At 63.7% G+C, this 24937-nt stretch carries 17 protein-coding genes; 7 read left to right on the plus strand and 10 right to left on the minus strand.

Translation table 11 applies throughout. The annotated features are described in order from the left end of the window. Window positions 1-36 precede the first annotated feature (36 nt). The 3 genes from cysM (at window position 37) to ACSQ3Q_RS06830 (ending at window position 1842) form a co-directional block, all read left to right on the plus strand. Window positions 37-939: a cysteine synthase CysM gene (gene cysM / locus ACSQ3Q_RS06820; protein ID WP_436133648.1), complete on the plus strand. Its 903-nt coding sequence runs from the start codon at window positions 37-39 to the stop codon at window positions 937-939. Between the two features lie 91 nt (window positions 940-1030). Beyond that, window positions 1031-1597, plus strand: coding sequence for an NUDIX hydrolase (locus ACSQ3Q_RS06825; RefSeq protein WP_436133649.1), 567 nt, complete (start codon window positions 1031-1033; stop codon window positions 1595-1597). Window positions 1598-1614: 17 nt separating this feature from the next. Then, complete coding sequence (locus ACSQ3Q_RS06830; RefSeq protein WP_436133650.1) at window positions 1615-1842, plus strand: sulfurtransferase TusA family protein; 228 nt, start codon at window positions 1615-1617, stop codon at window positions 1840-1842. A gap of 318 nt (window positions 1843-2160) precedes the next feature. Here ACSQ3Q_RS06830 and galU read toward each other — a convergent pair whose 3' ends face one another. Then, on the minus strand, window positions 2161-3048 hold the full coding sequence (galU, locus tag ACSQ3Q_RS06835; RefSeq protein WP_436133651.1) for a UTP--glucose-1-phosphate uridylyltransferase GalU: 888 nt from the start codon (window positions 3046-3048) through the stop codon (window positions 2161-2163). A gap of 89 nt (window positions 3049-3137) precedes the next feature. Next, complete coding sequence (locus tag ACSQ3Q_RS06840) at window positions 3138-6059, minus strand: valine--tRNA ligase (RefSeq protein ID WP_436133652.1); 2922 nt, start codon at window positions 6057-6059, stop codon at window positions 3138-3140. Between the two features lie 366 nt (window positions 6060-6425). On the opposite strand from ACSQ3Q_RS06840, the gene ACSQ3Q_RS06845 reads away from it, so the two are divergent. Beyond that, entirely contained in the window at window positions 6426-8282 is a 1857-nt protein-coding gene (locus ACSQ3Q_RS06845) for a M48 family metallopeptidase (protein WP_436133653.1), read from the plus strand. Window positions 8283-8466: 184 nt separating this feature from the next. Here the strand turns inward: ACSQ3Q_RS06845 and ACSQ3Q_RS06850 are convergent, their stop codons facing one another. From ACSQ3Q_RS06850 to hemC, 8 genes are all read right to left on the minus strand, one after another. Continuing rightward, window positions 8467-9087, minus strand: a complete 621-nt coding sequence (locus tag ACSQ3Q_RS06850) for a VOC family protein (RefSeq protein ID WP_436133654.1) — start codon at window positions 9085-9087, stop codon at window positions 8467-8469. 191 nt (window positions 9088-9278) lie between these two features. Then, the gene (locus ACSQ3Q_RS06855) at window positions 9279-9857 is read right to left on the minus strand and encodes a YceI family protein (RefSeq protein ID WP_436133655.1); all 579 of its coding nucleotides are present in this window, start codon (window positions 9855-9857) and stop codon (window positions 9279-9281) included. Window positions 9858-10062: 205 nt separating this feature from the next. Next, window positions 10063-10638 carry a YceI family protein gene (locus ACSQ3Q_RS06860; protein ID WP_436133656.1) on the minus strand — a complete coding sequence of 192 codons (576 nt, stop codon included), beginning with the start codon at window positions 10636-10638 and terminating at the stop codon, window positions 10063-10065. A 191-nt stretch (window positions 10639-10829) separates the two neighbouring features. Next, window positions 10830-11411, minus strand: a complete 582-nt coding sequence (locus tag ACSQ3Q_RS06865; RefSeq protein ID WP_436133657.1) for a cytochrome b — start codon at window positions 11409-11411, stop codon at window positions 10830-10832. Between the two features lie 479 nt (window positions 11412-11890). Further along, window positions 11891-13168, minus strand: a complete 1278-nt coding sequence (locus tag ACSQ3Q_RS06870) for a heme biosynthesis HemY N-terminal domain-containing protein (protein ID WP_436133658.1) — start codon at window positions 13166-13168, stop codon at window positions 11891-11893. A 5-nt stretch (window positions 13169-13173) separates the two neighbouring features. Next, window positions 13174-14289: a uroporphyrinogen-III C-methyltransferase gene (locus ACSQ3Q_RS06875; RefSeq protein ID WP_436133659.1), complete on the minus strand. Its 1116-nt coding sequence runs from the start codon at window positions 14287-14289 to the stop codon at window positions 13174-13176. Next, window positions 14286-15107 carry a uroporphyrinogen-III synthase gene (locus tag ACSQ3Q_RS06880; protein WP_436133660.1) on the minus strand — a complete coding sequence of 274 codons (822 nt, stop codon included), beginning with the start codon at window positions 15105-15107 and terminating at the stop codon, window positions 14286-14288. The genes ACSQ3Q_RS06875 and ACSQ3Q_RS06880 overlap by 4 nt, the downstream gene beginning before the upstream one ends. Window positions 15108-15114: 7 nt before the next feature. Further along, window positions 15115-16035: a hydroxymethylbilane synthase gene (gene hemC / locus ACSQ3Q_RS06885; RefSeq protein ID WP_436136953.1), complete on the minus strand. Its 921-nt coding sequence runs from the start codon at window positions 16033-16035 to the stop codon at window positions 15115-15117. A 236-nt stretch (window positions 16036-16271) separates the two neighbouring features. Between hemC and ppc the strand changes: the two genes are divergently transcribed. The 3 genes from ppc (at window position 16272) to ACSQ3Q_RS06900 (ending at window position 24834) form a co-directional block, all read left to right on the plus strand. Then, complete coding sequence (gene ppc / locus ACSQ3Q_RS06890; protein WP_436133661.1) at window positions 16272-19061, plus strand: phosphoenolpyruvate carboxylase; 2790 nt, start codon at window positions 16272-16274, stop codon at window positions 19059-19061. A gap of 1866 nt (window positions 19062-20927) precedes the next feature. After that, window positions 20928-24221 carry an RHS repeat-associated core domain-containing protein gene (locus tag ACSQ3Q_RS06895; RefSeq protein WP_436133662.1) on the plus strand — a complete coding sequence of 1098 codons (3294 nt, stop codon included), beginning with the start codon at window positions 20928-20930 and terminating at the stop codon, window positions 24219-24221. Further along, window positions 24211-24834, plus strand: coding sequence for a DUF4272 domain-containing protein (locus tag ACSQ3Q_RS06900; protein WP_436133663.1), 624 nt, complete (start codon window positions 24211-24213; stop codon window positions 24832-24834). The genes ACSQ3Q_RS06895 and ACSQ3Q_RS06900 overlap by 11 nt, the downstream gene beginning before the upstream one ends. Window positions 24835-24937 lie beyond the last annotated feature (103 nt).

Consider the following 24937-nt stretch of genomic DNA (forward strand, 5'->3'; position numbering starts at 1 on the left):
ATTCGTGAAGCCACAAATTATGGCACAGTAGGGCGCATGAAATATCCGACGATTGAAGACGCGGTTGGCAACACGCCGCTGGTCGCGCTGCAGCGCATTGGGGCCCAGGACAACGCCGCGCGCAGCAACGTGGTGCTGGGCAAGCTGGAGGGCAACAACCCGGCGGGGTCGGTGAAGGACCGGCCGGCGCTGTCGATGATCCGCAGGGCCGAAGAGCGGGGCGACATCCGGCCGGGCGACACGCTGATCGAGGCCACGTCGGGCAACACCGGCATTGCACTCGCGATGGCCGCGGCGATCAAGGGCTACCGCATGGTGCTGGTGATGCCCGAGGACCTGTCCATCGAGCGGGCCCAGACCATGAAGGCATTTGGCGCGGAGCTGGTGCTGACGCCCAAGAGCGGTGGCATGGAGCATGCACGCGATCTGGCCGAGGCCATGCAAAAGCGTGGCGAAGGCAAGGTGCTCGACCAGTTCGCCAACCCCGACAACCCGCGCATCCACTACGAAACCACGGGCCCTGAGTTGTGGGAACAAACGGGCGGGCGCATCACGCATTTTGTGAGCGCCATGGGCACCACCGGCACCATCACCGGTGTGTCGCGGTTCCTGAAGGAGAAGAACCCGAGCATCCAGATCATCGGCGCGCAGCCAGAAGAAGGTTCGCGCATTCCCGGCATCCGCAAGTGGCCGCAGGAGTACCTGCCCAAGATCTACGACGCCAGCACGGTGGATGAGCTGGTGTATGTGAGCCAGGACAACGCAGAAGAAATGTGCCGGCGCCTTGCACGCGAGGAAGGCATCTTTGCAGGCATCTCGGCCGCGGGCGCGTGCTGGGTGGCCCAGCAGATTGCCGCGCGGGAGAGCAACGCCACCATCGTGTTCGTGGTGTGCGACCGGGGCGACCGGTATCTGTCCACCGGCGTGTTCCCGGCGTGACGCCACGCGTCGGGTGGATGGCCAAAATCTGAGTCAAATTGGCTGCCAGCGCTTGATTTATAAGCCCTGATAGCTATAAAAATAATAGCATATGCACTACGAAACCCGTTTTTGCACCCATTGCGGCACGGCCTTGCAAGCCATCACCGTGGCTGAAGATGGCGGCGACAAGGAGCGCTTGCGCTGCCCCGCCTGCGGCTGGACTCACTGGAACAACCCCACACCGGTGCTGGCCGCCATCGTGGAGGTCAATGGCAAGGTGCTGCTGGCGCGCAACGCCGCCTGGCCCGCCAAGATGTTCGCGTTGATCACCGGCTTCATGGAAGCGGGCGAGTCACCCCAGGAGGGCATCGCGCGCGAGGTGAAGGAAGAAACCAACCTCGACGTGCGCTCCACCACGCTGGTCGGGGCGTACGAGTTTCTTCGGATGAACCAGATCATCATTGCCTACCACGTGGTGGCCGAGGGCGATGTGCGGCTGTCGCCCGAGCTCGTGGACTACCGGTTTTATGACCTGCACGAGCTCAGGTGCTGGCCTGCCGGCACGGGGTACGCGCTGGCCGACTGGCTGCGCACGCGTGGGCACGAGCCGGTGTTCTTCACGGCAGAGGAAAATGAGGAACGCCGCCGTGGCCTCAACCTGCCGCCCAAAAACTGAAGACGAAGAGACACCCCATGGACATCCACAAAGAAATCGACACACGGGGCCTGAACTGCCCCCTGCCCATCCTCAAGGCCAAGAAGGCGCTGGCCGACATGGCCAGCGGCCAGCTGCTCAAGGTGGTGGCCACCGACGGCGGCTCGCTGCGCGACTTCCAGGCTTTTGCCAAGCAAACGGGCAATGAGCTGGTGGAGCAGCAGACGGTGGGCGAGGAATTCATCCACGTTCTGCGGCGTCGCTGACGGAGTTGGCGGTGCGCGGTCGGCACGCCGCGCCACGGGCACGTTGCACGTCGCATGGCCTAGATTTCCGATGGGCGCGGTGGCTCCCCAGAACCGAGGCGAGCTGAAACAAAAATCCTCCCGCAGCGTGCGTTCGCTGCGGGAGGATTTTTTTGTTGTCGGGTGTCGGCTTTCGCATCGTGCGAAGCACCTTCACACAGTGCGTAGTCACGCTAAACGCGACCTGGACGCGCAGTTCGCCGGCAAATTGAAGCGCCTCCCAACAGGCTTCGACAAGCTCAGCCCGAACGATCTGGCGTAATCTGACGCAGGCCCGTTTTACAGCTCCAGCGCCTTCAAATATTCCCTGAAGTGCGCACCCACCTGCGGGTGTTGCAAAGCCAGCTCCACCGTCGCTTCCAGAAAACCTTCTTTGCTGCCGCAGTCGTAGCGCTTGCCTTCGTATTGAAAGGCGTACACGGCTTCGTGTTGCATCAGGCGGGCGATGCCGTCGGTGAGCTGGATTTCGCCGCCCACGCCGCGTGGCTGGTTGCGGATCTCGTCGAACACGCCGGGCGTGAGGATGTAGCGGCCGGCCACGCCCATGCGGGACGGGGCCACGTCGGCCTTGGGCTTTTCGACGATGCGCTCGATGCGGATCAGCGGGCCCCCGGCGGATTCACCGGCCACGATGCCGTACTTGTGCACCTGGTCTTCCGGCACTTCCTGCACCGCGATGACCGAGCGGCCTTGTTGGCGGAAGGCGGTGGCCATCTGGGCCAGCACGGGCTGGCCGCTCTGGGGGCCGACCATCAGGTCATCGGCCAGCAGCACGGCAAAAGGCTCCTTGCCCACCAGCGGCTCGGCGCACAGCACAGCGTGGCCCAGGCCCAGCGAGCGCGGCTGGCGCACGAAGGCGCAGTCCATGTCGTCGGGCTGGATGGAGCGCACCAGCGCCAGCAGTTCCTTCTTGCCGGCGGCTTCGAGTTCGGCTTCCAGCTCGTAGGCGGTGTCGAAATGGTCTTCGATGGCGCGCTTGCTGCGGCCGGTGACGAAGATCATGTGGCGGATGCCGGCAGCGTAGGCCTCTTCCACCGCGTACTGGATGAGCGGCTTGTCGACCACGGGCAGCATTTCCTTCGGAGACGCCTTGGTGGCGGGCAGAAAACGGGTGCCCAGGCCGGCAACGGGGAACACGGCTTTGCGGACGGTGGTGGCAACGGTCATGGAGAGAGTTCCTTCGGGGGTATGAAGTGAAGTCGGGGTGGGCCGCCACCAGGGCAGGCCCGTCATCCCGAAGAGTATGGCGTCGGTTTTTAGCCCAGGCGTGTCAGTTGATCGCGCAAACGGCCCAGCGTGACGCCGAAGTCGGCGATGCGCTTCCTTTCCTGGTCGATCACGGCAGGCGGTGCCTTGGCCACGAACGCTACGTTGGCGAGCTTGTTGTTGGCCTTGGTGATCTCCCCGTCGATGCGGGCGATTTCCTTGGACAGGCGGGCCTTTTCGGCCACCACGTCGATCTCCATGTACAGGCACATGCGGGCGTCGCCCACCACGGCCACGGGCGCAGCCTGCGCGGCGGCAGCCCAGGCGGCTTCGTCGTCGAACACCTTGACCTCGCTGAGCTTGGCCAGCGCCTGCAGCACCGGCGCCACGCCGCGCATGAACTCGGTGTCGCCCACCACGTACATGGGCAGGCGGGTCGATGGCGAGACGTTCATCTCGCCACGCAGGGCGCGGCAGGCGTCCACGAGGCCCTTCACGCGGGCCATGTGGGCTATTGAAGCCTCATCGATCTTTTCGAGCTGGGCTTGTGGGTAGCGGGCGATGCTGACCGACTCGCCAGGGATGCCTGCCACGGGCGCCACCGTCTGCCACAGCGCTTCGGTGATGAAAGGGATGATCGGGTGGGCCAGGCGCAGGATGGCTTCCAGTGTGCGGATCAGCGTGCGGCGCGTGGCGCGCTGCACGGCCAGACCCACTTGTGGGTCTTCGTGGTTCATGCCCTGCTGGATCTGCACCTTGGCGATCTCCAGGTACCAGTCGCAGTACTCGTTCCAGACAAAGTCGTAGATCGTGTTGGCCACGTTGTCCAGGCGGTACTCGGCAAAGCCCTTGGCCACTTCGGCCTCGGTCTTCTGCAGCAGCGAGGAGATCCAGCGGTCGGCCTGGCTGAAGTGCATGTAGCCATGGGCCGGGCCGCCGGGCTGGCACTCTTCCTTGGTGTGTTCCTTCAGGCCGCAGTCCTGGCCCTCGCAATTCATCAGCACGAAGCGGCTGGCGTTCCAGAGCTTGTTGCAGAAGTTGCGGTAGCCCTCGCAGCGCTTGCTGTCGAAGTTGATGCTGCGGCCCAGGCTGGCCAGCGCCGCAAAGGTAAAGCGCAGCGCATCGGCGCCGTAGGCCGGAATGCCTTCGGGGAATTCCTTCTGTGTGTTCTTGCGCACCGTGGGCGCAGTCTCGGGCTTGCGCAGGCCGGTGGTGCGCTTGTCCAGCAGCGGCTCCAGCGCAATGCCGTCGATCAGGTCCACCGGGTCGAGCACGTTGCCTTCCGACTTAGACATCTTCTTGCCCTGCGCGTCGCGCACCAGGCCGTGGATGTACACGTGCTTGAACGGCACGCGGCCGGTGAAGTGCGTGGTCATCATGATCATCCGGGCGACCCAGAAGAAGATGATGTCGTAGCCCGTCACCAGCACGGTGCTGGGCAGGTACAGGTTGAAGTCGTCGGTGGGTGCATCGCCCTGTTCAGGCCAGCCCATGGTGCTGAAGGGCACGAGCGCCGACGAGTACCAGGTGTCGAGCACGTCTTCATCGCGGCGCAGCGTCTTGCCGGGGGCCTTGGCCTGGGCCTCGGCTTCATTGCGGGCCACGATCACGTTGCCGTCTTCGTCGTACCAGGCTGGGATCTGGTGGCCCCACCAAAGCTGGCGGCTGATGCACCAGTCCTGGATGTTGTTCATCCACTGGTTGTACGTGTTGACCCAGTTCTCGGGCACGAAGGTCACTTCGCCCGTGGCCACGGCGTCGATGGCCTTTTGCGCGATGCTCTTGCCCGTGGGGTCCTGGTCGCTCACCTTGCTCATGGCCACGAACCACTGGTCGGTCAGCATGGGCTCGATGACCTGGCCGGTGCGGGTGCAGATCGGCACCATGAGTTTGTGCTTCTTCACCTCGACCAGCGCGCCGATGGCTTCGAGGTCTGCCACCACGGCCTTGCGAGCCACGAAGCGGTCCATGCCCTGGTACTTGGGCGGAGCGTTTTCGTTGATGGTGGCTTGCAGCGTCAGCACCACGATCATCGGCAGCTTGTGGCGCTGGCCCACGGCGTAGTCGTTCTGGTCGTGCGCGGGGGTGACCTTGACCACGCCCGTGCCAAATTCCTTGTCCACGTAGTCGTCGGCAATCACCGGGATCTGCCGGTCGCACAGCGGCAGGTTCACCATCTTGCCGATGAGGTGGGTGTAACGCGCGTCCTCCGGATGCACCATCAATGCCACGTCGCCCAGCATGGTCTCGGGGCGGGTGGTGGCCACCGTGAGGCTGCCCGATCCATCGGCCAGCGGGTAGGCGATGTGCCACAGCGAGCCGTCTTTTTCTTCGCTCTCGACTTCCAGGTCGGACACCGCCGACTGCAGCTTCGGGTCCCAGTTCACCAGGCGCTTGCCGCGGTAGATCAGGCCCTGCTCGTACAGCTTCACGAAGGTGTCGGTGACGACCTTAGAGAGCTTGTCGTCCATGGTGAAGTATTCACGGCTCCAGTCCACGCTGTCGCCCATGCGGCGCATCTGCGTGGTGATGGTGTTGCCGGACTTTTCCTTCCACTCCCACACCTTGCTCACAAAGTTCTTGCGCGCCTCGGGCGGGGTCGGGCCCATGTCGTAGCGGCTGATGCCTTGTTCCTGCAGCTGGCGCTCCACCACGATCTGCGTGGCGATGCCCGCGTGGTCGGTGCCCGGCACCCACACCGTGTTGAAGCCGCGCATGCGGTGGTAGCGCGTGAGGCTGTCCATGATCGTCTGGTTGAACGCATGGCCCATGTGCAGCGTGCCCGTCACATTGGGGGGCGGCAGCTGGATAGAAAACGCTGGTTCGCCCGCCTGGGCGGTGCCGGTGCCCCGGAACCCCGCGACGCCGTAGCCACGGCGTTCCCATTCAGGGCCCCAGTGGGCTTCCAGGGCGGCAGGTTCAAAAGACTTGGACAGGCTGTCGAGGCCAGGTTGTGCTTGGGGCGAGCTCATGGGGTGTGGGTGCTGCTGGGGTGCAAAGCGCGCGCGGGGCGTGGCGCCTTGTCGGACAAGATGGACCGGGCATTTTACGGGACCGCCCGCGTGCGTCGGAGGCTTGGTAACAAGCCCCGGTGCGACCGCCTGTCCGGCGTATCTTTCCGATGGTTACCTTGTTCCTTCGCGCGGCAGGCGCGCCCTGCCGATAATCGCGCCCCATGGAGCCAGCGGGCCGCTTGCGTGGCAGGCAGGGCTTCATGTTTGAGAGTGCTTAGGCGCTCGTCGGATCATCACCTACAGCACGGTGGGCGCAGCAGGGAAAGAGGTCGGGCTTCGGTGCCGCCCTCGCGGGGCGCGCCGCCACAACAGCCATCCGAATCCATGACAGTTTCATCTGCTTTCCGCAAGGCCTTGGCGAGGGTTTTTGTATTTGCGCTGCTCGCGCTGTTCCTTCTGCCCGTGGGGACGTATTTCTTTACCGGTTATGTGCAGCGCGACCAGGACGCCAGCTTTGTGGAAGGCATCAGCCAGCGCATCGATGCCGAAAAAGCCATGCCGCAGGCTGAAAAGCAGGCGCGCAAGGACTACTACCGCAGCAACCCCCCGTCTACCATCTGCGACAACACGGCGCCCGAGGCGCAGGACTACCGCGAAGCCCTGTGCGAGCGCTATTCAGACGTATGGCAGTTCGACATGGCGCGCAAGGCCTCGCTCTGGACCATCGTCGCCAGCGCACTGCTGCTGCTGGCCGTGCTGGGCCTGGGCGGCCTGGCCTTTGCCGACCGCACGCTGCAGTACAAAAGTTTTGTCACTGGCTGGCGGTTGACCACCTTTGCCAGCGCGGCGGCGCTGATCGTGCAAGGGGCCATGGCGGTGTGGCTGTCGTTCTGGGTCACGGCGTTCTTCTTCCACAAATACTCGCCCAAGCTCGTGCTCCTGGTCGGTTTTGTGGTGCTGGCGGCCGTGCTGGTAGCCGTGCGGGGCATCTTCAAGCGCGTGCAGTCCGACAACCGGGCCGTGGGCGAACTGGTGTCCGAAGACGATGCGCCTCTGCTGTGGACGCGCATCCGCCACATGGCCGAGCGCCTGAAGACCGCGCCGCCCGAGCACATCGTCGCCGGTATCGACGCCAACTTCTTCGTGACCGAGGCGCCGCTCACAGTGGGCGACAAGACCCTGACGGGCCGTACGCTGTTCGTGAGCCTGCCGCTGCTGCGCATCCTGGACCAGTCGGAAGCCGATGCGGTGTTTGGCCACGAGCTTGCCCACCTGCGCGGCGGCGACACCAAGAGCAGCGCGCTGCTTGGCCCCAAGCTCGTGCAGTACGACCACTACCGACACGCCATGCGCACCGGCGGGCTCACGGTGATGATCTCGCCCCTGCTCGACCTGTACCGCATCATTTTCGAGATCGCCCTGGCCCGCGACAGCCGCGAGCGCGAGTTCAAGGCCGACCGCATTGCCGCCAAGCTCATCTCGCCTGCGGCCATTGCGCAGTCGCTGGTCAAGATCGCGGCGTACGCACAGTACCGCTACAAGATCGAAGACGAGCTCTTTGGCCGCAATGAGCGCCACGACAACACCACGCTGGGCATCGCCAGTTTTGTGGCCCAGGGGCTGGCGCCGTATGCCGCGTCGGACGACTTCCTGTCCGCCATGAAGCACGCCAACGTGCCGCACCCTTACGACTCGCACCCGGCCATGCCGGAGCGCCTGCGCAACGTAGGCATGGCGCTGAAAGAGCAGGACTACGGCGGCATCGCTGTGCGTGTGCCCGCCGCCACCTGGGTGCAACAGATCCTCACGGCCGACGCTATCGAACAACGGCTGTGGAGCGCCTACGAACAGCAGTTCGCGCAGGACCACGAACGGAGCCTGGCCTACCGCTACGAGCCGGTGAACGACGAAGAACGTGCTGTCGTGCTGAAGTACTTCCCGCCGGTGGTGTTCCAGCTCAAAGACGATGACACGGTCGAAGTCAGCATTGAAGGCATCCGCACCAGCGCCGACGAAACCACCGTGTTCTGGGATGCCGTGAAGGCGCTCGAATACAAGGAAAGCAGCTTTGGCAATGCGCTGATCGTCACCCACCCCGAGAAGAACGCCCTGGGACTGGGTGCCAAGACCAGCAAGATCAAACTGGCCGGCATGAAGAAGGAAAAGGACCAATTCAACGCCACGGTGGGTCACTACTGGCAGCGTCACCAGATCATGCGCGCCCACCAACAAGGCGCTTGATCGCCAGCTACCGGTGTCGATCCGGTTCGGGGATCAGTTTTAGTGCCATGCGGCGCGCCGTTGGCTCGCGCGGGCGCTCTAGATGGTTTGCTACGCTATTTGTAGCTGCCAACGCTTGCCATTCAAGCGGTAGAGCCTGATTTGACCTGATTTTCTTTGGAGGCGCGCCTCGGCAGACATCTTGTCAGCCTTGGGCGTACTCCGGCCGGTCGTTCTGCTGCGGCTTGAGCGGTTCGGCCGCTTTGCCTGCGGCCCGCTCCTTGCGCCATTGCTCCTTGCGCGCCGTCCACTCGTTCAGCCGGGCGTGCGCCACGGTGCTGTCCTTGGCCATTTGCTCTTCGTTGGCCAACTGCGCCGACAGCTCAAGCCGGATGCCGTTGGGATCGAAGAAGTAGATGCTTTGGAAGATGTGGTGGTCCGTCACGCCCAACACCTCGATGCCGTGGGCTTCCAGGCGCTGCTTGGTGTTTTCGAGTTCCTCGACGGTGTTCACGCGGAAAGCGATGTGGTTGACCCACAGCGGCGTGTTGGGCGAAGGCTCAGCCTTGACGTCGTCGCCCAGGTCAAAGAAGGCGATGAACGAGCCGTCCCGCAGGCGAAAGAAGAAATGTGTGTAGGGGCAGTACTCGCCCGTGCTGGGCACGTAGTCGCTCTGGATGATGTGGTACAGCGGCAGGCCCAGGATGTCCTCGTAGAAGTGGCGCGTCTCTTCCGCATCGCGGGCCTTGTAGGCGTAGTGGTGCAGCTGCTGGATGGCTGCAGGTGCGGGGAGGGTGGCCAGGTCGGGTTTCAGGGCTGCGTTCATGCGGAGTCTCCTCAGATCGATTTTGTGATTCTACTATTCGTAATTGATTTACGTTAAGTTAATTATTGCCGCCGGCTGGGCTGGCCGTGCGGGGCATGAAAAAAGCCACCCGGCCGCGGGTGCGGTGGGTGGCTCTGGGTGGGGGCAGCGGACCAATGCCCACTGCGCCTGCCGGCTCCAGCCGTGCTGGATTACTGCTTCACGGCTTCGATCTGCACCACCAGGCGCACGTTCTTGGGGAAGCCCCAGTCCACGCCGTAGTTCAGGCCCCACTGGGTGCGGTCGATGGTGGTTTCGAAGTCGCCGCCACACACTTCGCGCTTGAGCATCGGGCTTTCGTAGCAGTTGAACTGCGTGGCCTTCAGCGTCACTGGCGCGGTCTTGCCCAGCAGCGTGAGCTGGCCGGTCACTTCGCTGACCTTGTCGCCGTTAAAACTGAACTTGTCCGACACGAACTTGATGGTGGGGTGCTTGGCAGCGTCGAACAGGTCGGCGCTTTGCAAGTGCTTGTCAAAGGTGGGCGTGCCCGAGTTCACCGAGGTGGTGTCGATCGTGATGTCCACCTTGCCGGTCTTGGCCGCGCGGTCGAATTCCACCGTGCCTTGCTTCTTGTCGAAGCGGGCGCGGTTGGTGGACGCGCCAAAGTGGCCGATCTCGAAGGTCACAAAGGTGTGCGTGGGGTCAATGGCGTAGTTGGCGGCCTGGGCGGCACCGGCGGTCAAGGCGGTGGCAGCAGCCACGGCCAGCAGGGAGAAGAGGGATTTGCGCATGCGAAAAACTCCTGAAGAAGGAAGGCTAGGGGAAAGGGAGCACGAAAAAGGGGTTTGGGTTGTCCGCTCACGCCTGAAACAGGCGCGGCCGAGGCCAGGGCTCCCGCGCAAGGGCCGCCCCGCCGCGCTGGGAGCGTTCCCCTCCCGCATTGCGCAGCAATGCGAGAGAGGGGGAAGGCGCGAAGCGACTCAGGGGAAGCTTCATTCAAAGCTTGCCCACGCCCGTGAGCGCCAGCTTGAACTTCACGGTCACGTCATCGGCCACCATCGAGGTGTCGGCCCACTCGTTCTCGCCGATCTTGAAAGCCAGGCGCTTGATGGGCAAGGTGCCCGTGGCCGTCGTGGTAGGCCCCGCTTGCGTCAGCGCCACGGGCACGACCACGTTCTGCGCGTTGCCCTTGATGGTGAGCTTGCCGGCCACCTCAAACTTGCCACCGCCCAGCGCCTTGATGCTGGACGACTCGAACTGCGCCTGGGGAAACTTGGGCACGTTGAACCAGGTGGGCTTGGGCAGCTCCGCATCAGTTTCGCGGGAGCCCAGCGTCGCGCTGCCGGTGTCGACCGTGAACGCAATCTTGCTCGTGGCCAGCTTGGCCGGGTCAAACGCCACCTGGGCGCTGAACTTCTTGAAATGGCCCTCCAGCGGCACGCCCATCTGGCGCGCGGTGAACTGCACCTCGCTCTGGGCGGGCACGAGCTGCTGCTGGGCTTGCGCGGACTGGGCACCAAGTGCCAGGGCAAGGCCCAACGCGGCGCTGGATAACGAGGAGGTCAAATTCATGCGGAAAGCTCCGGTCAAAAACAGAAAGTGGGATGTCGATTCAGTGATCTAAGCGCCGAGCGCCACCCGCTGCGCATGCCACTGGCGCGGCACAGGCCAGTGCACCCGTGGAACCGGCTTTGCCGGGCCACTGGGTGCGTCCCCCTCCCGAAGGAGAGGGGGAAGGCGCCGAAGGCGACTCAGGGGGTGCTTCATCCCCAAGGCAGCATGCGGGCCAGCAGGCCATCGCGGTCGACGATGTGGTGCTTGAGTGCGGCAGCCACATGCAGCACCACCAGGCCCGCCATGGCAAATGCGGTGCACTGGTGCCAGGGTTTGATGGCTTCGGCCAGGTCCTTGCTCACGGGGACAAAGTCGGGCAGCTGCCACAGCCCCAGAAACACGATGGGGAACCCCGCTGCCGAGCTGTACGCCCAGCCAATCAGCGGTACGGCAAAGAACAGGGCGTACAGCAGTGTGTGTGTGCCGTGGTGCGCGAGCTTCTGCCAGCCGGGCATCGCTTGCTCGACAGCTGCGGGCAGCGCGGGCGGCCGGTGTGTGGCGCGCCACAGCAGGCGAAGGGCCGACAACACGAGGATGGAAACACCCGCCCACTTGTGCCAGTTGTAGAGCTTGAGCCGCTGCGGCGAAAACGGCAGTCCCGTCATATACAGGCCCACGCAGAACAATCCGATCAGCGCCAGGGCCAGCACCCAGTGCAGGAGCATGGCAGTGCGCGTGTAGCGCCGGGGCGTTGTAGCCGCAGTGGAGGGAGTCGTGGCAGGGGCGGTCATCAAAACGAGGCTGGCGTTGCGGAGTGTGGAAGGTGCCGGGAGGCTGAGATCGGCCTGACTTGCGTCAAGCCTGGGCCAGACCATGGCGCAGTGTAGGAAGCCGTCGCCGCGTACGGCTTCAGGCAGATTGATGCTTCAATTCAAAAAAAATGAATTGAGACGGCCTGAGCGCTCAAAGTTCCCCAATGCTGTGCAAGTGGGCCGCGTTGCGCCTGGGGAGTTGTGTTGTGATCACACGCTGATCAGGTCGCGCTTATGTAAACCGCGCGGCGCTGAGACAGGCTCAGCATGAACGGTGTGAATTGCTGAGGCTGATGGGTATCGGGTCCCAGCGCGAAGCGGAGCTGGGCGTTGTAGGGCGATGGGGAGATGTCGCCTTGGAGCGGAGCCTAGGACGCCCGGCCGTCAGGTCGGGTCGTAAGAGCGGCTTGTCACAGGAGCCGCCGAAGAACACTCGTGACCTCGGGTTGAGAGGAGGCTTACCGCCCGAACGCAGCCTTCTTCCAGGCATCCGCCGCCGCGACATCGTCGCCGCGCTTTTCTGCCAGTTCGGCCAGGTGGCGCCACGCACTGGCGCGCAGGCCGGTGTCCGCCAGTTGGTGTGCTGCCTGGGTGAGCAGCTGCTGTGCCTTGCCCCACAACTGGCGCTTGAGGCAGGCCATGCCGGCCAGGTACTGCAGCCGCGCGTCGCGCGGGTTGCCCTGGTGGGCAGATTCAATGCGCGCCAGCCAAGGTGCGTCGAGCGCATCAAGCCCGGATTCGAGCGCGCGCACCAGTTTCAGCGCGTGGTGTTCGGCCAGGGCATCGGGCAGGTCGACCATGCGTTCCCACACCGGCAGCAGCCAAGCGCGCACCTGCGTGGCGTCGCCGCCCAGGCCGGCCAGCCGCTGCGCGGCGTGGATGGCCAGCTCGGGCATGTTGCGCTCGGCGGGCTCCAGCGATATCCAGATCTGCTGCAGCTGGGCCGTGTCGTGCGCGCTGTTGATGAGTTCGATGGCCAGGCCACGCACGATGCTCTGCGCCGCGGCGGGCGAGAACGCGCGGTGTTTGCCCAGCAGGCGTGCGGTGTCGAGGGCGTCCTGCGTCTGGCGGCCCAGGCGTGTGGCTTTGAGCTTGATGCGCAATGCCAGCGTGCGCCGCGCCGCGCCCTGGGGCAGGGCGGCCAGGCGCTCGAGGGCGGCGCTCGGGTCGCGGTCGTCCAGCGACCAGCGGGCGGCGCGCATTTGCGTGCCCTCGCGCATTTCCTGCTCGTTCACGGTGCCACGCGCCGGGGCTTCCTGCAGGGCGTCCTGCAAATGGCTTTCGCGCGTCGCGCTGTCCTGCAGGGCGTGCGACGCTTCGGCCGCAATCATGTGCGCCAGCGCGCGCAGCTGGCGGCCGTGGGGCACGCCCTCGCCCGAGGCGGCCAGCGCGCTTTCTTGCGACAGCGCGGCCACCGCGGCCTTGCGCGAGCGGATGAACCGGCCGCCCAGCATGTGGGTCAGCGCGTCGAGCAGGGCGGCGTGCATGGCGCGCTCTTTTTGCTGCACGCGCCAGCGGCGGGCCTGGTGCGGCAGCTCCAGCAGCGCGGTCAGCGCGCGCAGTGCCGCGTACACCGTGACAAAACCGCCCACCAGCAGCAGCACCACCATGTTCAGCGACAGGTCGATGCGGTAGGGCGGCCAGTACAGGGTGACGGTGCCCTGGTTGTTGCCCGCAAACAGCGCGGCCGCCACGGCCACGCCAAACAATGCCAAAAGCCAAAGTGCTGCGCGCATGTCGTTCAGCGCCCTGCAGCGGCGGTGGCCAAGGCAGACAAGGTCTCGTCCAGACGCGGCTGCTCGGCCGCCTTCATGCTCGCCTGGGCGGTCTGCAGCGTGCTGGCCGCGTTCTGGGTGCGGCGCGAGGCCGGGTCGAAATATTTGTTCAGCGCCATGGTGGCTGCAGCCAAGTCGGCACGGGCCGACTCAAACTGGCGGGCGAGCACGCCCAGGCGCGCGTTGAGCAGCTTGAGCTTGAGGTTCTCACGCAAAAAGAAGGTCTGCTCGGGCGCCAGCAAAATCGCCTCGGGCTGGTCGATGCGGCTCACGCGCACCAGGCCGCGGGCCTCGTCGCGCACGACCTCCCAGCTGCGCTGCAGGGCGGCCTGCCACCAGGCCATGCCTTCGGTAGGGGCCGCCGGCGCGCTGCCGGGCGCCGTGGCGCCGGCAAGGCGCCGCGTGGCAGCGGCCTGGGCCACGGCGTTCAGTACGGGCAACTCGTCCACCTGGCGCACCAGGTCATCCAGGCGGGCCAGCAGGCCGGCGGTGTCGGTGACGGTGGCGCGCGTCAGGCGGTCCAGGTCACGGCCGATGGCCCGTTGCACGGGCGCCAGGCGGGGCTGGGCTGCACGTTCGATGCGCGTGTTGGCGCTCTTGAGCGCGGCCACCAGCGGCTCCAGGCTGCCGGTGAGCTGGGATTGCTGCTGGGCCAGGCGGATGGCCGATTCGATGTCGACCACCAGGTTCTCGTCGCGCGAGCGCGACAGGCTTTGCATGAGTTCTTCGAGCTGGCTGCGCTGCAGGGCGACTTCGCTCACGCGGGCTTCGGCCACCGACAAGCGGGCGGCGGTCTCGCGCACCAGCTCTTCGGCCTGGCGGGCCATGGTGCGGGCTTCGATGGCCTGCGCGCCAGAGTCGGCGGATTGCCGGGCCAGCTGTTCCTGGATGGCGCTGAGCCGCTGCCACAACAGGCCGCTGCTGACCAGCGCGGCGGCGGCCACCGTGCCCAGCAGCAGGGTCAGCGCACCGCCACGGCCCGTGGCGGGCGGTGTGGGCGATGGTGCGGTGCTGACCGCCGGCGGGGCCACGGGGGCGGCGGCAGGTGCTGGTGGCAGGTCGTTGGAAGGCGCGGAACTCATGCGCCCGATTCTATCGACGCGACCACGTCTGCCAGCGCTGGCCGGCATTCGCGCACAGCGCCAAATCCCGCGGCACGGGCGGCCTGCGCGATGCGTGGATGTGTCACCAGCGCCCGCGCCTGGTCCCAGCGTTGCCCGGGCAGGGCCTCTGCCAGATGGGCCACCGCCTCGGAGCTGCTCAGCAGCCAGACCGACCCGTCGTGCGCGGCCTGTTGCGCCAGCGCCACCTCGGCCGCGCTGAACTGCGGCGCGCCGCGTTGGTATGCCACCACAAAGTCGACCTGCCCACCCGCCGCGGTGATCTGCTGCGCCAGCCAGTCGCGCCCGGTGCCCAATGCGGACTCGTGAGCGCCTTCGGGCGTGGCGGAGCGCCCGCGCACGATGAGCACGCGGCTGCCCGGGCCAATCTGGTGCCGCACCTGCTGCCACAGCGCCTCGGAATCGAACTGCGCCGCGTCGGCCGCAGGGCCGTCGATCTGGCGGGGCGATACGCCGGCCTGCACCAGCGCGGCCGCGGTGCCGGGCCCTGGCGCCCATGCTCTTGTTTTGATAGCTATCAGCGCTTTACTATCAAGCGCTAGGGCCTGATTTGATTCAAAAAAATGGGTTGCGGCATTGCCACTCACGAACATCAGCGCCCGGTAGTCGGCCAGCCGCGCGTGCGCTTGTGCCATCGCGTGCAAGGTCGCCGGGTCGGTGCACGGGCCGATGGCGATCAGGGGCAGCGCTACCGCGTTGATGCCATGGGTGCCGAGTTGCTCCACCCAGTGCGCAGCCTCGCGGGCTGGCCGCGTGACGATCACCCGGGGTTGGGGCATCGGAGCCTCAGCCTGGATGGCCTGCTGCGTCCACACCGCGCGCGCCGCCCGCGCGCAGGCGCTCTGCCACCGCGGTCCCCAGCGCCTCGGCCTGCGCCAGCGTGGTGGCGCGGCCGCTGGTCTGCGCGCGCACCAGGGGTGCATGGGCTTCCAGATCGCCCCAGGCTGCCTCGAGTTGCAGCACACCGCCGCTCAGCGTGCCGTGGGCCGCCAGCGGCATCGAGCAGCTGCCGCCCATCGCCCGGCTCACGGCGCGCTCGGCCGCCACGGTGAGCCAAGTGGGCTGGTGTGCCAGCGGCGCGAGTGCGTCGATCAGGTCCTGCCGGTCACTGCGCACTTCAATGCCCAAGGCGCCCTGGCCCGCCGCAGGCAGCATGGCGGTGGGCTCGAACGTTGCGCGGATGCGGGATTCAAGCCCCAGGCGCTTCAAGCCTGCGGCCGCGAGCACGATGGCGTCGTACTGGCCTTCGTCCAGCTTGCGCAGGCGGGTATCGAGGTTGCCGCGCAGCGGCTCGATCTTCAGGTCGGGCCGCAGGGCCTGCAGCAGCACCTGGCGGCGCAGGCTGGAGGTGCCGACCACTGCGCCCTGGGGCAGGTCTTGCAGCGACGCATAGTGGGGGGAGACGAAGGCATCGCGCGGGTCTTCGCGCTCCATCACGCAGGCCAGGGCAAAACCCTCGGGCAGCTCCATGGGCACATCCTTGAGCGAGTGCACGGCAATGTGCGCGCGGCCTTCTTCCAGCGCCACTTCCAGCTCCTTCACGAACAGGCCTTTGCCGCCCACTTTGGACAGCGAGCGGTCCAGGATCTGGTCGCCCTTGGTGGTCATGCCCAGCAGCTCCACCGTGTGGCCCCGTGCGCGCAGCAGGGCCTGCACATGCTCGGCTTGCCACAGTGCCAGGCGGCTTTCCCGGGTCGCAATGACGATGTCTAGCGGTGCTTTCGCCGCCGGGCCGCCCCCAGGCGAAAGGCGCCCCTCTTGGGGGGGCAGCGACCCGCGAAGCGGCGGAGCGTGGGGGGCTTTGGAGCTGCTCAAGTTCGTAACCTGTTTGTAATCTTTCCGGGGCGGGCGATGCTAGCATGCGCCCGCACTGGGGCTGGTGCGCCCGAGGGATGGGAGGCAGACAGCGCCGGGCGATATCTTCCATTCCCGGAGACACCTGCATGAAACGATCCGACAAGGACCAGCCCCTGATCGACGACATCCGCCTGCTCGGGCGCATCCTGGGGGACGTGATCCGGGAACAGGAGGGCGTGGCCGCCTATGAATTGGTCGAGCAGGTGCGCAAGCTTTCTGTCGCCTTCCGCCGCGATGCCGACCAGGAGGCCGACCGCGCGCTCAAGAAGCTGCTCAAGTCCCTGTCGGGCGACCAGACGGTGAGCGTGATCCGCGCCTTCACCTATTTCAGCCACCTGGCCAACCTGGCCGAAGACCGCCACCACATCCGCCGCCGCGCCGTGCACGAGCGCGCCGGCGACACGCAAGAGGGCAGCATCGAAGTCGCCCTGTCGCGCCTGCGCTGGGCCGGCATTGCGCCCAAGACCATCTCGCAGACGCTGGCCGGCAGCTACGTGGCCCCTGTGCTTACTGCCCACCCCACCGAAGTGCAGCGCAAGAGCATCCTTGACGCTGAGCGCGACATCGCCCAGCTGCTGGCCACACGCGACGACATCCAGGTGCGCGCCCAGCTGTACAACAGCGCCAAGGACGCACTCACACCCCGCGAGCTGGCTGCCAACGAGGCCCAGCTGCGTGCCCGTGTCGCCCAGCTGTGGCAAACGCGCCTGCTGCGCTACAGCAAGCTCACCGTGGCCGACGAGATTGAAAACGCGCTCTCTTATTACGAAGCAACCTTCTTGCGCGAGATCCCCAAGATCTACGCCGACCTGGAGGCCGAGCTGGGCCAGTACCCTGTGCACAGCTTTTTGCGCATGGGCCAGTGGATTGGCGGCGACCGCGACGGCAACCCCAATGTGACGGCGCAAACCCTGCGCTACGCCCTGGGCCGCCAGGCCGAGGTGGCGCTGCGCCACTACCTGACCGAAGTGCACTACCTGGGCGGCGAGCTGTCGCTGTCGGCGCGCCTGGTGCAGGTGTCGGCCGAGATGGAGGCGCTGGCCGAGCGGTCGCCCGACACCAGCGAGCACCGTGTAGACGAGCCCTACCGCCGCGCGCTCACGGGCATCTATGCGCGTCTGGCCGCGTCGCTCAAGGAGCTGACGGGTGGCGAGGCCGCCCGCCACGCCGTGGCGCCGCAAAACCCTTACGCCAGCGCCGATGAGTTTTTGGCCGACCTGCGCGTGATCGAGGCGTCCCTCCAATCGCACCACGGCGAGGCCCTGGCGGCAGAGCGCCTGCACCCGCTGATCCGCGCGGTGCAGGTGTTCGGTTTCCATCTGGCCACGGTGGACCTGCGCCAAAGCTCCGACAAGCATGAGGAGGTGGTGGCAGAACTGCTGGCCCAGGCCCGCATCGAGCCGAACTACGCCCACCTGCAAGAGGATGCCAAGCGGGCGCTGCTGCTCAAGCTGCTGAACGATGCGCGCCCGCTGCGCGTGGTGGGCGCCGAATACTCCGCCCATGCGCAAGGCGAGCTCGCGATCTTCGAGACCGCCCGTGCCATGCGCGAGCGCTTTGGCCACGAAGCCATCCGCCACTACATCATCAGCCACACCGAAACCGTGAGCGACCTGCTCGAAGTGCTGCTGCTGCAAAAGGAAGTGGGTCTGATGAACGGCACGCTCGACGCCGAGTCGCGCAACCACCTCATCGTGGTGCCCCTGTTCGAAACCATCGAAGACCTGCGCAATGCCGCGCCCATCATGCGCGATTTCTATGCGCTGCCCGGCGTGGCAGCCCTGGTGCAGCGCAGCGGTGGCGAGCAGGACATCATGCTGGGCTACAGCGACAGCAACAAGGATGGCGGCATCTTCACCAGCAACTGGGAGCTGTACCGCGCCGAGATCGCGCTGGTGGAGCTGTTCGACGAATTGGCCACCAGCCACGGCATCCAGCTGCGCATGTTCCACGGCCGCGGCGGCACCGTGGGCCGTGGCGGCGGCCCCAGCTACCAGGCCATCCTGGCCCAGCCTCCCGGCACCGTGCGCGGCCAGATCCGCCTGACGGAGCAGGGCGAAGTCATCGCGTCGAAATACGCCAACCCCGAGATCGGCCGGCGCAACCTGGAGACCCTGGTGGCTGCGACGCTGGAAGCCACGCTGCTGCAGCCCACCAAGCCCGCCACCAAGGCCTTTCTCGACGCCGCGGCGCAGCTCTCGCTGGCCAGCATGGGCAGCTACCGCGCGCTGGTGTACGAGACCCCGGGCTTCACCGAGTATTTCTTCAACTCCACCCCCATCCGCGAGATCGCCGAGCTCAACATCGGCTCCCGCCCGGCCAGCCGCAAGGCCAGCCAGAAGATCGAAGACCTGCGCGCCATCCCCTGGGGCTTCAGCTGGGGCCAGTGCCGCCTCACACTGCCCGGCTGGTACGGCTTTGGCTCGGCCGTCGATGCGTTTGTGAACCTGGAAGGCAAAGACCCCAAGACCCAGCTGGCCCTGCTGCAAAAGATGTACCGCCAATGGCCGTTCTTCCGCACGCTGCTGTCCAACATGGACATGGTGCTGGCCAAGAGCGACCTGGCCCTGGCATCACGCTACAGCGAACTGGTGACGGACGCCCGCCTGCGCAAAAAGGTGTTCACCAGCATCGAAGCCGAATGGCACCGCACCGCCGACGCCCTGACGCGCATCACCGGCGACAAGCAGCGCCTGATGCACAACGCGGCCCTGGCCCGGTCCATCAAACACCGCTTTCCGTACATCGACCCGCTGCACCACTTGCAGGTGGAACTGGTGCGCCGCTGGCGCGCGGGGCAGGGGGATGAGCGGGTGCAGACGGGGATTCATATTTCTATTAATGGGATTGCTGCAGGGTTGAGGAATACAGGGTGATAATCCATAAAGTTTTGAGTCATTAATTTATAAATTCTTCGAAGATAAAAAATTCTTCTGGATCACCAGGTGTGAGCAACTGTCGGGAGAGACTATTGCAGGCCGAACTACGGCTAATTATCTCGTGGGGCATGGCGATTTACTTATGCACGAGATACGCGGTGAACGGTCATGCGTAACCCGCGAAATGGTATTTTCAGGTGGCGCAGTCATTGAAATAACTTTCGGGGTTTTTTTGAATATCTTGCCGGCCGATAATCGAATGAATCAATGCAGAACGTAGAAAAAATTATGGGCGACCCGTTGGTAGCGCCGCTGGAGTGGCGCACGTAGCTACGACCAAGGCCTAGCTAGCTAAAACGATGTTCTGGATTGATAAAAATTAGGAGGGTGGGTGTGCGAAATTTATTGAGGGTTCTTTTCGGATCTCTGATTTGTATGTTTGCGGCGGGAGCTCAGGCTCAATTGCAGCAAGTCGGAGAAGTAAAAACAGATGCTATATTAAAATTCAAAAGCACAACCGCTGTAGATTGGTTTAATTCGCCGGAAGCCGTTGCAGCACAGGAGCTCCAGAAGGCGGTTTCTAGTTTTGTTCCTGATACTTGCAAAAATGTTTCTCTGAAGTGGTTGAGGCCATGGGACCCCGAAAGTAGTATTAATGGCGTTGCAAGAGTTCATGAATACGCTCTTTGGTGTGTGCATATTTTCGGTCCTGAATATGACATAATAATAGGAGGAGGGAATATCGACACTGGGGCCTTTTGTCCAGAGACAAGTGATGTCGGTATTGGTGCTTGGCTGGTCGAGATGCAACAAAACTCCAGAGCCTGGACTGCATGGTGCAAAGCCTCTGTAGACATACCTACTCGTGCGGAAAGTAAGACGTACAGTTGTACTCGTCAAGAAGGGGACAGGTTTGGTCATCCCATCATTGGCTCCACGGGTCAAAAAATTCGCGAGGAGGATGATTTTAAGGATGGAGCCGCGCACGGTTTGTCTTTTGTGCGAACCTTCTTAAGTCCCGTAAAGAGTGATGTTTATCGGCCTTCTGCATCTTTTGGGCACCATTGGTTTAATAATGTAGAAAGTCGAGTTAAAGTATTTAATGACCACGTCGCAGGAGTTTCTCTTGGAGGCGGTCAGCAGCAAATATTTATTCGTGACATTAGAAATGGTGAGCCGTTAGGATGGCGGCCTTTGGCCAATGATCTTGCAAGCCTCGAGGAGGCGCCGGCAGAATATGTATACAGGGATGCGAATTTAGGCGTCACGCAAGTGTACGACAATAAAGGCAATATAGCATCAAGAGCGAATCGTAATGGATGGATTAATTACTATAGATATGACAAACAGAATCGACTGTTGAAGGTGATAAACAACTTTGGGCGAAGCATGGAATTTTCGTACCATAGCAACGGCCAAATTGGGGCGGTCACACAGCCCGACGGCAAGCAGATTTCATACGCGTATAGCGACACTGACGCATTGCAGTCGGTTACTTACCCGGATGGCCGCTCGCGCACGTACTATTACGAAGATGGGCGCTACCCATCATTTTTAACAGGCATCGCAATCAATGGGGTGCGCTACTCCAGCTATACCTACGATGCCCAGGGGCGCGGACTTAGCACTCAACTGGCGGGAAATGTTGAGCACTATCGACTTGCTTTCGATAATGAATATCCGCGCAGTTCTATCGCTGTAATAGACCCCCTTGGGACTCTGCGCAACTACAGTTACGTTGGTAAAAACGGCTATGTGAGTGTGATCTCTAGCGCTCAGCCTTCTGCTGGGAGTGACTCAGGCGCTCAAAATCGCTCCCTCAACGATGAGGGACTGCTAGAACACGAAACCAACTTCGTTGGGGTGCAAACCCAATACAGTTGGAATTCTGCGCGGCGCGTACCCCTCGCAGTAATCGAAGCGGTAGGGACCCCTGCGCAACGCACGACCAGCACCACGTGGCACCCCCAATGGCGCCTGCCCGTCACCATCACCGAACCCGGCCGAGTCACCAGCTACACCTACGACAGCCTGGGCAACCCCCTATCCCAGACAGTCACTGACAGCGCATCCGGTGTATCTCGCACCACCAGCTGGACCTACCACCCCTCGGGCCTGGTAGCCACCGAGACCGCCCCCAACGGCGCTTTGTCCAGCTACGCCTACGACAGTGCAGGCAATCTCACCAGCACCACCAACGCCCTGGGCCACGTCAACACCTACACACACGACGGGGCAGGCCGGGTGCTCAGCCATACCGCCCCAACGGGCCTGGTGACCACCTACACCTACGACGCCCGCGGCCGGATGCTCACCTCCAGTGTGGCTGGGCGAGTCACCACGCTCACCTACCGCCCCAGCGGCCAGGTCGCCACCGCCACCTTGCCCCACGGCCATGTGGTCACCTACCAGTACGACGCAGCCCAGCGGCTGACCGGCTGGAGTGACAACCGGGGCGCCAGCGCCACCTACGTGCTGGACGGCATGGGCAACCGCACCTCCGAGGAAGTGCGCAACGCCCAAGGCCAGGCCGCCTGGACCCTGGCGCGCAGCATCAACAGCCTGAACCGCGTAGAGAGCACCACCGCAGGCCCTCAAGCCGCCACCACCTACGGCTACGACGCCAATGGTGACCTCACCAACACCACCAACGGCCTGGGCGAAGCCACCTCCTTGGGCCTGGATGCCCTGCGCAGAGTGCAAAGCATCACCAACGCCCAGAGCGCCACCGCCAGCCTGACCTACAACGCCCTGGACAGCGTCACCCAAGCGAGCGACTTCAAAGGCGTAGCCACCACCTACGAACGCGACGCGCTGGGCAACGCCAAGAGCGAAGCCAGCCCCGACGCCGGCACCCAAAGCGCCCAATACGACGCCCTGGGCCTGCCCAGCAGCATCACCGACGCCCTGGGCCGGGCCACCACCCTCGTGCGCGACAGCCTGGGCCGGCCCACCAGCATCACCCACGCGGCAGGCGCAGGCGCTGCCAGCCAGAGCACCACCCTGCGCTACGACCTGACCGGCAGCACCTACAACCAGGCAGGCCAGCCCAACGCCAGCAAAGGCTCCCTGAGCGAGATCGTGGATGCCAGCGGCACCACCACGTACCAGCGCGACTGGCACGGCCGCATCGTGCGCAAGACCCAACTGCTCAAGAACGGCAACAGCCGCAGCGTGGGCTACGGCTACAGCCCCTCGGGCCAGCTGGCCAGCATCACCTACCCGGACGGCAAGGTCCTGCAGCACCAGTACGACAGCACCGGCCAGCTCACCGCCCTTACCTGGAACAACCAACCCCTGGTCAGCGGCATCACCTGGAACCCTCTGGGCCAGCCCACCGGCTGGACATGGAGCCTGCAAGGAAGCAAAGGCAGCAGCAACCTGACCGTGGCCCGCAGCTACGACACCGCAGGCCAGCTCACACAAAGCGAGATCGCCAGCTACCAGTACAACGCCGCAGGCCGCATCGAGTCCCTCACCCAGAACTTGTGGGGCCCCGCCAGCACCAACCCGCTGGAGCAGACCGTGCAGGAGAGCCCTGCCACCTGGAGCGTGCAATACGACAGCGCCGGGCGCATTACCGGCTTCACCCGCCAGGTCCCAGCCAGCGCCCCAGCAGACGCGACCACCTACCAGTACGACGCCAACGGCAACCGCACCGCCAGCACCAGCGAACGCACCCTGGCGGGCAAACCCACCAGCACCAACCGCACCTACACCACCGACCCGGGCCACAACCAGCTGCTGGGGTTTGAGCAAACACAGACTGCCACCGACCCCCAAACGGGAGAAGTCAGCACCGCCACCACCAACGTGGCCTACAGCTACGACGCGGCCGGCGCCCAGCAAGGGGACGGCCTGTACGGCTACCACTACGACAGTGCGGGCCGGCTGGAGCGCATCACCTTGGGCACCGGTGCAGGCGCTCAGAGCGTGCAGTACGCCCACAACGCCCTGGGCCAGCGGGTGTTCAAGACCGAGGTGCTGGCAGGCGGCAGCACCAGCAGCAGCACCAGCCAAAGCACCACGAGCACCGGCAAGGGACAGATCACCCTGATGGGCGACGACGGTGATGACCAGGACGAAGCCCAGGCAGGCACCAAGACCAGCGTACTGCAGGACCTCAAGAACTTCTGGCTGCGCCTGTGGAGCCCACAGACCGACAGCAGCCAGGCCCATGGCCGGGCCTTTGTGTACGCAGAAGACGGCAGCCTGCTGGGCGAGTACCCCATGGAGAGCAACCCGGCCACCGCCCCCACCAAGGGAGCGCAGCACATCTGGCTGCCCACGGCCAACGGCCCGATGCCCATTGCAGTGGTGGGAGAAGGCCGGCAGTACGCAGTGCATGCGGACCACCTGAACACCCCCAGGCGCCTGACCCAGGAAGACGGCAAGGTGGCCTGGCAGTGGGCGTACTCCGCCTTTGGCGATGAGCAGCCGACCACGGCAGCGAACCGGTTCACCAGCGAGGGCACGAACCCGAGCACGGGATCAACGAGCGTGCCGGAAGTGCAATACAGCCTGCGGTATCCGGGGCAGTACTTCGACAGCGAGACGAACCTGCACTACAACTACTTCCGGAGCTATGACAGCAGGACGGGGCGGTATACGCAGGCTGATCCTATTGGGTTGGAGGGGGGGTGGAATCGGCGCTCATATGCCAATGGAAATGCTCTTGCGTACAGTGACCCCACCGGGTTACTGCCACCTCTCGTTATTGGGATACTTGCAGCGGGTGAATTAACTTTATTGATCGATTCAATTGCAAATGGTCCTGCCCCCTTGCCTGTTGGAGGGCGGTTGCTCGGCGGTGGTTTAGCAAACGGTGCAAAGAACTACAGCGTGCTCTTTGAGGCTCCGATTGTTGGTGCGACTAGGCAGGCGCATCGAGCCTCTGCAAATGCGTGTCTGGCCCGCGAGCTTGAGAAAGATGCTGCATTTTCGAGCAGGATGAGTCAAGAACTAGGTTCTGATGTTCTTCAGCATATGCAGGCTGGTCGTAGTTTGAAGAATCCTCCAGGTACTGTTTGGCACCACCCAGTAGATAACGCTTCTGCTGTGCAGTTGTTGCGACAAGGCGAGCACACTAACCCTGCTCTGCAGCATCTACTTCACCCTGAAGGAATTGGCGGATTTGGGACTTTTTATGGAAAATAAACTTGTTCGTGATAGATCTTTGGCTCGGGCGGCTGCGCTAGGATTTCCAATAAATATATCGTTACCTCTTCTGAGTGAAGAAATACATGAAAAATCTGCAGAGGAAATCCTGAATAGATTGTTGTGCCTACACGTGGTTGCAGCTTGTAGCTACGGGTTTAATCGAGAGAAAGCATGGGGTTGGGTTGAACAGGAAAATCTGCAAAATGCTCTTGTTGGGGGGGAGCTATTGTATTTGAGAGAAGGGATAGGGGAGCAAGAAAAGTATCGTCTTCAGATTGAAGGTATGTGGGCATTGTCATGGTCGTTAGGGGTAGTTCAAGAATTAGATTTCGGGAAGGGTTGCGCTAGTAGTTTTGCTCTGCTCTTGCCAAACTTAAAAATCTCCGAAAGTTCAGCTTCATTAAAATCAAAAATTGCGCCGCGTTCAATTGAGCAAATTTTTGAACAGTGTGATCTGGCCTACTGTTTGCATTGGGGAATTCGACAGGCGCAAATATCTAATAATTCCATTCCTGCTAAGGTGCCACCCTATGTAATCGTAGAGCGGCGGCGAGCACTTGAATGGTTAATTGGAGATGAAGATTGGGGTAACGTGATTCTTGACACTTAATGATGTAGCAGGAGCCTCGTCCGACACGAACCGCAATATTTCTCACGCCTGTCGAGGCCCGGCTATTGAGAACTTCGAAATTCATAGCTACCATCGCTTACCT

Source organism: Acidovorax sp. LjRoot129 (genome assembly GCF_964253765.1).
Classification (GTDB): Bacteria; Pseudomonadota; Gammaproteobacteria; order Burkholderiales; family Burkholderiaceae_C; genus Acidovorax.